Genomic DNA, 11,650 nt, shown 5'->3' on the forward strand with positions numbered 1-11,650 from the left:
TCTGTCAGGGATGACACGTTAATAAATTTAAATAATTAATAATGTAATTAAGCCACTCATTAACCTGCCCCGCAAACTAATCAGATTTTTCCGGCGCACGCGCGCCGCTAACATGCTCATATTATTCTACACTGAATATTTAGAGTTAAGCCCTTCCTGATGACCAGGAGATAAAATGACTGAATTAAATGAACGCGTTGAAACCATTGAGAAAACGATTGCTGATCTAAGACTTGATCTTCAGGCCTCCAGAATTGCTATCACCGTCTTAACGAGTGTCATTAATAAGATGAACGGCGATCCAGGCTACGTGACAACGCTGTATGAGGAAGAAAAAAGTTCGGCACCTTTGGTTAAGTTTAACCACCCTGAGCAGGATGGTTATGAGGAAAAACTCACGCAAAAAGTGTTGGATCTGATTGGTAAAACACAATGATTCAAATGGTGATAAAGCAAGTGGCTGAGTAAAATCAGCCACTTCCCTTCCCTCAATGCTTCACCATTACATGCCGCACGACCGTATAATCTTCCAGCCCGTACAGCGACATATCTTTACCGTATCCCGACAGTTTCTGTCCACCGTGCGGCATTTCACTGACCAGCATAAAGTGGGTATTGACCCATGTGCAGCCATATTGCAACCGCGCGCTGACGCGATGCGCGCGACCGACATCACGGGTCCACACGGAAGAGGCCAGCCCGTACTGTGAGTCGTTTGCCCACGCCAGCACCTGCGCTTCATCATCAAATTCGGTCACGCTCACCACCGGGCCAAATACTTCGCGCTGGACGATGTCGTCCTGCTGCCGCGCGCCTGCCAGCAGGGTTGGCAGGTAGTAATATCCTTTACTTTCGGCCTTTTGACCGCCGGTGATCACCTTAACATGCGGTAGCGCTTTCGCTTTCTCTACCGCCGCGCTAACACGCTCAAGATGGGCAAGCGAACTCAGCGGCCCCAGTTCAGTCCCCTCATCATTCGGATCGCCAATTTTCAGGCTAGCCACCGCCGAACCGAGTTTTTCGACCAACCGCTCATACACCCCTTTCTGCGCATAAATGCGACAGGCGGCGGTACAATCCTGCCCGGCATTGTAAAAACCAAAAGTGCGCACGCCTTCAACTACGGCATCAATATCCGCATCATCAAAAACAATCACCGGCGCTTTACCGCCCAGCTCCATATGTGTCCGTTTTATCGAGGATGCGGTATGCGCGATGATGTGCTCCCCGGTGGCTATCGAACCGGTTAGCGACACCATGCGAACTTTATTATGTCCGGTGAGCGGGTCGCCGACGGTTTTGCCTCGCCCAAACAGCACGTTCAATACGCCAGCAGGAAAGATATCCTTCGCCAGTTCGGCTAACGCCAGCGCGGTCAGCGGTGTGATTTCAGACGGTTTTATCACCACGCAGTTGCCCGCCGCAAGCGCCGGAGCCAGTTTCCAGGCCGCCATCATCAGCGGATAGTTCCACGGGGCGATAGAGGCGACCACGCCAACCGGATCGCGACGGATCATCGATGTATGCCCTTCCAGATATTCACCCGCCGCAAGGCCGTTGAGACAACGTGCCGCGCCGGCAAAGAAGCGAAAGACATCAACAATGGCCGGGATTTCATCATTAAGCACGCAATGTAACGGTTTACCGCAGTTTAACGACTCCAGTTTAGCAAGCGTTAGAGCATGTGACTCGATGGTGTCCGCCAGCGTTAACAGGCATTCTGCACGGTGCTTAGGCGTGGTCTGCCCCCACTCAACAAAGGCGCGGTCAGCCGCCTCCACGGCCGCGTTTACCTGCTGAGGAGACGCTTCGGCTATCTCCAGCAATACCGCGCCCGTTGCCGGGTTGTACACGGGCTGCATCTCACCTTCACCCGCGACCAGCTCACCATTAATCAATAAGTTATGTTGCATCGCTATATCCTGTCTGATTGAGTTATTTACCACCGCTGGCCTGCCGTGAAGGTCTTGATAATGAAATAGAGCAGCAGCTGTACCGTAAAAATATCTCCTTCACTAAAAGTAGATGGCGTAACTCAAGGCCTCGCGGGCGCACGAAGAAATTTGTGCAGGTTGTGACAAAGTACGCATTCCGCGTATACGAAAGGATGACCTGCTCAGAATATGGATTATAGACAAGGAGTTAGGGCGTAGTGCGGCTATGCAAATTTCCTATGACCGCGGCGAAAGAAAATAACCCACGGTCATTGTCCGATCATAGCGAAAGTTAATTCAGAAGCTGGCGAATGAGTTTACCGAGTATTTCCACTGCGCGGTCTTCCCGCTCCCCCCAGCCCCACGCGGTATTGAAACGGAAAAAGGAAGCCCAGTTATCAGTCGTGGAAAACATTTTGCCCGGTGCAATGCTGATATGATGTTCAAGCGCCATCGCGCTGAGCACGCCCGCATCAATCCCGGCGGGCAATTCCAGCCATAAGAAATAACCGCTGTCGTTATGGTGAATTTTGACTTCCGGCGGCAGATGGCGCAGCAACGCCTGCCATGCCATTTGCTTACGTTCAGCCAGTTGTCGACGCAGACGCCGCAAGTGGGCGTCGTAACGTTTGGTGGCAAGATAATCCACCAACGCCATTTGCATCGGCGAACTGGTTGAGAGCGTGCTCATTAACTGTAAATGCTGAATGCGGCGAGCATGCTTGCCAGCCGCCACCCAGCCAATACGAAACCCCGGCACCAGGCACTTGGAAAAAGAGCTACAGTGCAGCGTCATATCATGGCGGTCCCATGCTTTCGCCGGAAGAGGTTTATCGCGGCCAAAGTAAAGCTCGCTATACACGTCATCTTCTATCAGCGTCACATTATGCGCCGTCAGCAACGCCACCAGCCGCGCTTTCTTTTCCGGCAAGAGCGTGAAGCCCAGGGGATTCTGACTATTGGTCATCAACCAGCAGGCTTTCACCGGATAATTCTGGAGCGCCTGTGCCAGCGCATCGAGATCGATACCCTCTTTGACATCCGTCGCCACCGACAACGCTTTCAGTTTCAACCGTTCCAGCGCCTGCAACGCGCCGTAAAAACAGGGGTTCTCAACAATCACCCAATCTCCCGGCTCGGTTACTGCCTGCAAACTCAGATTCAGCGCTTCGAGGGCGCCTGCGGTGATCACTATCTCATCGGGGGAAATCGTCATCCCCTGCAAGGCGTAGCGTCGGGCAATCGCGTGGCGCAGATCATCATTACCCGGCGGCAGGTTTTCAATCACGCTCATCGCCGTCGCGGTTTTACTCACCTGTGCCAACGAACGGTTCAGTTGCGGCAGGGGAAACAGACGCGGGTCAGGAAACGCCGAGGCAAACGGCAGCACAGAGGCATCGCGGCTGGCCTGCAACACCTCAAAGATATAGGTGTTGATATCAACGGCTTCATCACGCATAACCTGCACTGGCGCGCGGCTGGGGCGCAGTACCACTGCACGTGGCGCAACATAATAGCCAGACTGCGGGCGGGCGATGATTCGCCCCTGGCTTTCCAGCAACTGATAAGCATGGCTCACGGTCATAAAACTCATGCCGCTGTTCACCACCTGCTCGCGCAGCGACGGCAGTTTGTCGCCGGGTTGCCAGACGCCGTTTTCAATCTGATCCGTCATCTGTTGCGCAAGTTGCTGGTACTTTTTCATCGTTTTGTCCGATTTACGATTGAGTAACCTGCATCTTATAACAGTTTTACAAAAACTTCATTTTCACGTAACTGTTATGAATAGTCCGAAAGTGCGTTTTTTCTGAAGCGTGTATTAGACATAAACACATCAAACAATAATTATGAAGGTATTCGGCTGCTCGCTGGCAAGGGAAATGGCTAATTACCCCAGTAACAATCACAGTGTGGTAAAGCGTACGAATTTGTAAAAAGGATTAAGAATCAGCAAAGAATGAAATCCCGGCTGGAAAAGATCTGCTGATGCGTTATGAATTATAGAGGACGGAAATATGGCGTTAAGGAGCGTTATGCAGGATCACATCTATTTATGCCCGGAGTGCGAAGAACCTATATTTAAACCGGGCACCGTCATTTACTCGCCAGAAGAGATAAACAACTGTAGTTGCCAACATTGTGGCCGCGCGTACACACCGGAAGATGTCATCAACCAGGCGCGCAAAGCCGCCGCAGACCTGCTGCGTGATGCCCTGCACTGCCACGAATGAAGTACTTAGCGCCAGTAGGTATGTCTTTTCTTTATTGGCCCACGGAATAAAGAGGGGGCGGATTTCTTACTGCGGCTCAATAACATAAGCAGTACGCACATGAAGCTAATAAAACCTAAAAAAACGCCCTGACCTGCGGCGATCATTAGGTGCATTAAGGATGTATATTCTACGATCATATCAGCCAGACTTCTTTCTACTCTTACTGCCCACGACACACGGTTGAAAAAACAGCAAAAGAACATGTGTAATCATCAAAAGGGTTTTATTAGCCGACGAAGAAAATGAGGCGTCGGTTAACCGGCGCAAATTATATGACAGGATTCAGTAAAAACAAAACTGCTAATTCTGGTATTCGCGCGACGCGTCACAGGAAAAAGATTGCAAAATGTTAAGTAAATCCGCATCCGCTCATTCCCTGTGACGTCGCAATGCTGCAATGATGTTAATTCATCACGCCGAGATAGCCGTGGATCGCCATATAGACGCCAACCGCACCAATCAATGCGCTGGAGAAATAAGGCGCACGGCGGGCCAGGATATCAAACCCTTGCCAGCGTTTGGCAACCTGTCGAACGCTTACCGCCGCCCCTACGCCCACGGTGACCAGCGTCAACGCCAGCCCGATACTGAAGCAGAGCACCAGAGTTGCCCCAAGCGTTACCGCCTTAAGCTGAATGCAAATAAGCAGCACGGTGATGGCAGCAGGGCACGGAATCAGCCCGCCCGTCAGGCCGAACAGCAGAATTTGCCAGTTTGTGACCGCTTTACCGCTGAAGCGACGCTTAATATCCGAGGCATGCGCCAGAGCATGAGCATCCTGATACTCCCGGGAGTTCACATCCAGCCCGGTAAACTCAGTATGCGCGTGGTGGTCGTGGTCGTGGTCGTGGTCGTGGTCGTGGTCGTGGTCGTGGTCGTGGTCGTGGTCGTGGTCGTGGGCATGGTGCCCCTCTTCCTGCATTTGCGCAAACCAGTTTTTCTCACCGCGCCAGGTTCGCCAGAACATCCAGAATGCCGTCGACAGAATAATGAGGGCCGACACCAGTTGCAGCCAGGGTTCCGCCGACTCGGCAGTGAATTTATTGCTGATATACATTCCGCCGAAAGCAATCAACCAGACCACCAGGGTATGAGATAACGTCGCCGCCAGCCCCAACATGGCGGCCTGCCTTACGGTGCCTTTAATGGCGATAATAAAAGCCGCCATCATTGTTTTCGAGTGTCCCGGTTCCAGCCCATGGAGGGCACCGAGTAAAATGGCACTCGGAATGAAAAACCAGGCATTTCCTTGCTGAAGAAGTGTTGTGAATTCGTTCATAAGCGTAATTATTGGTTAGAGAGAGGCATCGAATTCTACTCCCCCCCAGTACAGAATACTACCCCCCAGTAGAATGCTAATGCTATAATCAGCATCGATTTTAGGTAAGAGAGATATCAGCATGTCGCATACTATTCGAGATAAACAGAAGCTGAAAGCCCGTGCCAGCAAGATTCAGGGCCAGGTCGTGGCGCTCAAAAAAATGCTCGACGAGCCTCATGAATGCGCCGCCGTGCTACAACAAATCGCAGCGATACGTGGTGCGGTGAACGGATTAATGCGCGAAGTGATTAAAGGCCATCTGACGGAACATATCGTTCATCAGGGTGAAGAATTGAAGCGTGAAGAAGATCTTGACGTTGTATTGAAGGTGCTGGATTCCTATATCAAGTAACCCAGAAAGTGGACCGCCATCGAGGCCTCGAACCCCGTCCCTTCCAATCGAAAATCGTCTGCTCTTCCCGTTGAGCTAATGGCGGTTTGTAGCGTCATGCTGAACAACGAGCGGCAGAGTAATCCCCTCTACCTCAATGAAAGTTAAACAAAAATTCAGAAGCGAAAAAGCTTAACTTTCCTGACATTTCGCTCACTCATTCGCACGAGCATCCTCCTGCGAATGTATAACAGTTAACACAACTGTTATCTAAAAACATCGCTTTGCTGTACATGTCACCAGATTGTTACGCACCTTACAATTTGACTGAACAAAAATTGATGCGGAGTTTTGCATGTTTGGTCTTGATGCGTTTCACCTGGCGCGAATACAGTTCGCCTTCACCGTCTCCTTTCACATTATCTTTCCCGCCATCACCATCGGGCTTGCCAGCTATCTGGCGGTACTCGAAGGATTGTGGCTCAAAACGCGTCAGCCGGTCTGGCGCTCGCTCTACCATTTCTGGTCGAAGATTTTTGCCGTTAACTTTGGGATGGGCGTCGTTTCCGGGTTGGTAATGGCCTATCAGTTTGGCACCAACTGGAGCGGGTTTTCGCAATTTGCTGGTAGTATTACTGGCCCGCTGCTTACCTATGAGGTGTTGACCGCCTTTTTCCTCGAAGCGGGCTTCCTCGGCGTGATGCTCTTTGGCTGGAACAAAGTCGGGCCAGGATTGCACTTCTTCGCGACCTGCATGGTGGCGCTGGGAACGCTCATCTCGACATTCTGGATCCTTGCGTCAAACAGTTGGATGCAAACACCTCAGGGCTTTGAGATCGTTAACGGTCAGGTCGTACCGGTCGACTGGTTTGCGGTGGTCTTCAACCCTTCATTCCCGTATCGCCTGTTACATATGACGGTGGCGGCTTTCCTGAGCAGCGCCCTGTTTGTCGGCGCATCTGCGGCCTGCCATCTGCTGCGCGGTAATAACACACCCGCTATCCGCACCATGTTTTCGATGGCCCTGTGGATGACGCTTATCGTCGCGCCCATTCAGGCCATGATTGGGGATATGCACGGTCTGAATACGCTAAAACACCAACCAGCAAAAATCGCCGCTATCGAGGGTCATTGGGAAAATCCTCCGGGGGAGCCAACGCCGCTGCTGCTGTTTGGCTGGCCCGATATGGAGCAGGAGCGCACCCGCTACGGACTGGAGATCCCCGCGCTGGGAAGCCTGATCCTCACCCACAGCCTCGATAAGCAAGTTCCAGCGCTGAAAGAGTTTGCCAAAGAGGATCGCCCGAATGCCACCCTCGTCTTCTGGTCATTTCGCATTATGGCCGGTCTTGGCATGCTGATGCTGCTGTTGGGCGTGGCCGCGTTGTGGCTGCGCAAAAAACAGCGTCTCTATGCTTCGCGCCCCTTCTTATGGTTTGCATTGCTGATGGGGCCATCTGGCCTGATCGCCATTCTTGCCGGATGGATCACCACTGAAGTGGGACGCCAGCCATGGGTTGTGTATGGCTTACAACGCACAGCAGATGCGGTTTCCGCACACGGCGATTTACATATGAGCATCAGTCTGCTGGCCTTTTTTGTAGTGTACAGCTCGGTCTTCGGTGTCGGATACAGCTACATGGTGCGTCTGATCCGCAAAGGGCCGCAGGATTTCACCCCACCCGCTGACGGTACGCCCGCGCGTCCGCTTTCCGCCGCTATCACCCCCTCGCATTCACAGGAGCAACACTGATGGGCGTCGACCTCTCTATCATCTGGTTTGTTATTATCGTTTTCGCCACCCTGATGTATATCGTGATGGACGGCTTTGATTTGGGGATCGGCATCCTGTTTCCCTTCACCCGCAATGCCGCCGACCGTGACGTAATGGTAAACAGCGTCGCCCCGGTGTGGGACGGCAACGAAACCTGGCTGGTACTGGGCGGCGCGGCACTGTTTGGCGCGTTTCCGCTGGCCTATGCGGTGATCATCGATGCGCTGACAATCCCGTTATCATTAATGCTGATCGGCCTGATTTTCCGCGGCGTGGCGTTTGAATTTCGCTTTAACGCAACGCCATCACATCGCCCTTTCTGGGATAAAGCCTTTCTTGGCGGCTCAATTCTGGCGACATTCAGCCAGGGCGTGGTTGTCGGCGCGGTATTGAACGGTTTCCCGGTGGTCGAACGCACTTTTGCCGGTGGTCCGTTCGACTGGCTGACGCCGTTCACACTGTTCTGCGGATTGGGCCTGGTCATCGCCTACGCCCTGCTGGGCGCGACATGGTTGGTGATGAAAAGTGAAGATCCCTTGCAGCGAATCATGCGCCGCCACGCTCGTGGATTATTACTGGCGCTGTTGGCGGTGATTGCAGTGATTAGTGCGTGGACGCCGCTGGCGCATCCGGCCATTGCGCAACGCTGGTTTACGCTACCTAATCTGTGGTTCCTGTTACCGGTTCCCGTGCTGGTGATGGCCGTAAGCCTGGTAATCTGGCGCACGCTTGCCCGCCCGCAATGCCATGCTCAGCCATTTGTGTTGACGTTGATACTGATTTTCCTCGGTTTTAGTGGACTGGGGATCAGCATCTGGCCACATATTATTCCGCCTGATATCACCCTGTGGCAGGCGGCAGCACCGACACAAAGCCAGGGCTTTATGCTGATTGGCGCCCTGCTGATTATTCCCATTATTCTGGTTTACACCTTCTGGAGCTACTACGTCTTCCGCGGAAAAGTCCAACATGGCGAGGGGTATCACTGATGCAAAAATCATGGTTCCAGCGGCTGTTCTGGCTGGTCGCACTCTGGGGCGGCAGCGTATTAACGCTGGCGGTGGTGGGATATTTATTTCGGTTAATGATGACCGCCGCCGGATTTAGATCCTGACGATAGGCATTATCTACCCCCTCTCCCGAAGGGAGAGGGGGTAGATTTTACTTGCGCTTAGGCAGCGTCTTCAGCAGTTCATCCGGGCTAACCGACCCGACCACGCTTCCCGGCAGCGGCATCTTCAGGATGTGATTCTTGATTTTGCCAACTACATGCATCTCGCACGGGCGACAATCAAACTTCAGCGTCAGTACCTCATCACCATGAACGAGCTGCATCGGTGTGGCACGCCAGCTCTTAATCGATCCTTTCGCCTGTTTCGGGCACAGATTAAAGGCAAAGCGCAGACAGTGTTTGGTGATCATCACCGGCACATCGCCCTTCTCTTCATGCGCTTCAAACGCCGCATCAATAAGCTTCACGCCAAAGGTCTGATAGAACTCGCGCGCTTTATGGTTGTAGACGTTTGCCAGGAAGCTAAGATGCGTTTCCGGATACACCGGCGCAGGTGTACTAACCGGTTTACGGCTGCCACGTTGATACGCCGCCAGGCGCGCCGTTTCCAGCATATCTACGGTTTCACGACGCAGTTGGTTCAGCATGCTGTTCGGCACAAACAACGCTTCCGCTAACAGTACGTCGGCACGGCGCGGGTAATAACAGGTCTGACCCAGCTTTGCGATGCCATCCTGCAACTGGCTCAGGGCTTTCTCCGCATTGTTGGCCGGGGCGAATTCGCCATCCAGCGTATGGGTGACGCTGATGCCATCTTCGCTGGTCATGGTTAACACTAATTGTTCCTGCCAACCCGACAGTTCAACATCCACACCGATGCGTCGTTCACTGGAGGTTTTCAGCAACGCCTGCTGCCAGTTATGGTCAAGGTTACGGTTCAGGACATGATTCGGGCGTACTTTATGCAGATCGGCAGGCATTTCGTTTGGCCAAACGCGATAGCGGTTTTCACCGGTTTTCTCGACCGTATTCGCACGGAAGCCCACCACTTCGCGTTTAATCAGCACGTTCAGGCCATCGCCATTGGCTAACGGTTCGGTCACTTCCACATCCAGGTGATCTTTGCTGACTTTCAGCACTTCACCGACCGGTAAACCAACAAACTTCGGCGAGTCAAAGGCACCGATATCACCTTTACGCGCGTTAACAAAATAGTCGGTGCTGCCACGATGGAACGTTTTGTCGGTAGAGGGAATAAAGAAATGCTCCGTACGCCCCGCCGAAGCACGCGCCAGGTCGCCGCGTACTTCAATAATCGCATCGAGCATCTGGCGGTAATGAGCGGTGATATTTTTCACATAGCTCATGTCTTTGTATCGCCCTTCAATTTTGAAGGAGCGGACACCCGCATCAATCAATGCGCCGAGGTTGGCGGTTTGATCGTTATCTTTCATCGACAGCAAATGTTTTTCGAACGCCACCACGCGCCCCTGATCGTCCTTCAGGGTATACGGCAGACGGCAGGCCTGCGAGCAATCGCCACGGTTAGCGCTACGCCCGGTCTGGGCATGGGAAATATTGCACTGGCCGGAATAGGCCACACACAACGCGCCATGAATAAAGAATTCGATGGTCGCATCGGTGTTTTCATGGATTGCCTGAATCTGTTGCAGATTCAGCTCACGCGCCAGCACGATCTGACTGAAGCCCACATCAGAAAGGAATTTTGCTTTCTCAACGCTGCGGATATCGCACTGCGTACTGGCGTGCAGCTCAATGGGCGGGATATCCAGTTGAAGTATGCCCATATCCTGCACAATCAACGCATCCACGCCGGTCTCGTAGAGATCGGTAATCAGCTTCTGCGCCGGTTCCAGCTCATCATCATGAAGAATGGTATTAAGGGTGATAAAAATCTTCGCGCCGTAGCGATGGGCGAAAGGCACCAGTTCGGCAATATCACTCAGACTGTTGCTGGCATTATGGCGAGCACCAAAGCCTGGGCCACCGATATAAACCGCGTCCGCACCGTGAAGAATGGCTTCGCGGGCAATCGCTGTATCTCTGGCCGGGCTGAGTAATTCAAGATGATGGTTTTGCAGGCGCATACTGTCGTTGTTATCCGTTGGGGTCAAAATGGCGGCTATTGTAGTCAGATCCTGGCGCAGACCAAACACTTTTCCACCACGTCTGCGCGGTCAATTTCTCTTTTCCGGCAAAGTATTGAAGAATTAACTATTTCCGCGCGCACGCCGGGGCGATTACAGTGAGTGCGTATTCCGGATTTCCTCGTCACGTTATTGATGATTACTGTCTCTATGACGCACCGCAAGCTCGCTTGCGGTTTTTTCTTTTGGGTAGTGAATCAACGAATGAAAATGCACCGGCTGGTCGCTACTGTTGCGATAAGCATGGGCTTCGTCACCCGCAAAGCGTAACCCTTCTCCCGGTGACAGGCTGCACCACTCGCCCGACACATACATATCCAGCGTACCGCTGATGGCAACGACGTGCTCAATGACGCCCTTTTCATGCGGCGTCGATTCGCTTAACGCACCAGGCGACAGCACGATGGAAAAGTGGTCGAAGCACAATACCGGATCCCACGGAAAAATCGGTGTGACAACCATGGCCTGCTGTTGTGGATCAAATGCCCCGGGTGCATCAGCCTGCGGCGGCGTGATAAAAACCGAAAACGGCACATTCAACCCGGTAGCGATTTTCCACAACGTCGCCACCGTCGGGCTGGATTCATTACGTTCGATTTGCCCCAGCATCGCTTTAGACACGCCCGTCTCTTCCGCGAGCCGCGACAGACTCCATTCACGCTGCTGGCGCAGCGATCTCAGCGTGGCTGAAAGATGTTGTGCAATATTCATATCTCTTCTCCCGTGCGGAAACGGCTTCATTATATCAAAGGTTTACTGCCCAGCCTGTGTTAAACATCACTACTTGTGCGCTATAACGCTCAATGCTACAGTTTCACTGGACGTTATAACGCACAA

General features: G+C 52.7%; 11 protein-coding genes and 1 tRNA gene. 6 read left to right on the forward strand and 6 right to left on the reverse strand.

The genetic code is table 11. The features are described from left to right. Positions 1-175 precede the first annotated feature (175 nt). Complete coding sequence (locus tag ACOXYR_RS10735; protein ID WP_421355135.1) at positions 176-436, forward strand: hypothetical protein; 261 nt, start codon at positions 176-178, stop codon at positions 434-436. A 52-nt stretch (positions 437-488) separates the two neighbouring features. On the opposite strand, the gene patD is transcribed toward ACOXYR_RS10735, so the two are convergent. Continuing rightward, positions 489-1,913 carry an aminobutyraldehyde dehydrogenase gene (gene patD / locus ACOXYR_RS10740; protein ID WP_108474187.1) on the reverse strand — a complete coding sequence of 475 codons (1,425 nt, stop codon included), beginning with the start codon at positions 1,911-1,913 and terminating at the stop codon, positions 489-491. Positions 1,914-2,226: 313 nt separating this feature from the next. Further along, complete coding sequence (locus ACOXYR_RS10745; RefSeq protein ID WP_421355136.1) at positions 2,227-3,639, reverse strand: aminotransferase-like domain-containing protein; 1,413 nt, start codon at positions 3,637-3,639, stop codon at positions 2,227-2,229. 328 nt (positions 3,640-3,967) lie between these two features. Between ACOXYR_RS10745 and ACOXYR_RS10750 the strand changes: the two genes are divergently transcribed. Then, on the forward strand, positions 3,968-4,165 hold the full coding sequence (locus ACOXYR_RS10750) for an ECs_2282 family putative zinc-binding protein (protein WP_350437117.1): 198 nt from the start codon (positions 3,968-3,970) through the stop codon (positions 4,163-4,165). Between the two features lie 445 nt (positions 4,166-4,610). Here ACOXYR_RS10750 and ACOXYR_RS10755 read toward each other — a convergent pair whose 3' ends face one another. Beyond that, entirely contained in the window at positions 4,611-5,486 is an 876-nt protein-coding gene (locus ACOXYR_RS10755) for a nickel/cobalt efflux protein RcnA (protein WP_421355137.1), read from the reverse strand. 121 nt (positions 5,487-5,607) lie between these two features. Between ACOXYR_RS10755 and rcnR the strand changes: the two genes are divergently transcribed. Further along, a complete protein-coding gene (gene rcnR, locus ACOXYR_RS10760) occupies positions 5,608-5,880 on the forward strand; it encodes a Ni(II)/Co(II)-binding transcriptional repressor RcnR (protein WP_108474183.1) in 273 nt (90 codons plus the stop codon). Positions 5,881-5,889: 9 nt separating this feature from the next. On the opposite strand, the gene ACOXYR_RS10765 is transcribed toward rcnR, so the two are convergent. Beyond that, a tRNA-Glu gene (locus ACOXYR_RS10765) sits at positions 5,890-5,965 on the reverse strand. Between the two features lie 249 nt (positions 5,966-6,214). Here ACOXYR_RS10765 and ACOXYR_RS10770 point away from each other — a divergent pair. Genes ACOXYR_RS10770 through ACOXYR_RS10780 form a run of 3 tightly spaced genes read left to right on the forward strand, consistent with a single transcriptional unit; the run spans position 6,215 to position 8,747 of the window. Beyond that, positions 6,215-7,612 carry a cytochrome ubiquinol oxidase subunit I gene (locus tag ACOXYR_RS10770; protein WP_421355138.1) on the forward strand — a complete coding sequence of 466 codons (1,398 nt, stop codon included), beginning with the start codon at positions 6,215-6,217 and terminating at the stop codon, positions 7,610-7,612. Beyond that, complete coding sequence (cydB, locus tag ACOXYR_RS10775) at positions 7,612-8,622, forward strand: cytochrome d ubiquinol oxidase subunit II (protein WP_407732731.1); 1,011 nt, start codon at positions 7,612-7,614, stop codon at positions 8,620-8,622. The genes ACOXYR_RS10770 and cydB overlap by 1 nt, the downstream gene beginning before the upstream one ends. Beyond that, positions 8,622-8,747 (forward strand): DUF2474 domain-containing protein, encoded by a 126-nt coding sequence (locus tag ACOXYR_RS10780; RefSeq protein WP_407732730.1) that lies wholly within the window; start codon positions 8,622-8,624, stop codon positions 8,745-8,747. Before cydB ends, ACOXYR_RS10780 begins: the two co-directional genes overlap by 1 nt. Positions 8,748-8,794: 47 nt before the next feature. Here ACOXYR_RS10780 and ACOXYR_RS10785 read toward each other — a convergent pair whose 3' ends face one another. Both ACOXYR_RS10785 and ACOXYR_RS10790 read right to left on the reverse strand, forming a co-directional pair. Further along, on the reverse strand, positions 8,795-10,753 hold the full coding sequence (locus tag ACOXYR_RS10785; protein ID WP_421355248.1) for a peptidase U32 family protein: 1,959 nt from the start codon (positions 10,751-10,753) through the stop codon (positions 8,795-8,797). Between the two features lie 189 nt (positions 10,754-10,942). Further along, a complete protein-coding gene (locus ACOXYR_RS10790; protein WP_421355139.1) occupies positions 10,943-11,524 on the reverse strand; it encodes a helix-turn-helix domain-containing protein in 582 nt (193 codons plus the stop codon). Positions 11,525-11,650 lie beyond the last annotated feature (126 nt).

The sequence above is a fragment of the Pseudocitrobacter faecalis genome, from assembly GCF_965231525.1.
In the GTDB taxonomy this organism is placed as follows: Bacteria; Pseudomonadota; Gammaproteobacteria; order Enterobacterales; family Enterobacteriaceae; genus Pseudocitrobacter; species Pseudocitrobacter faecalis.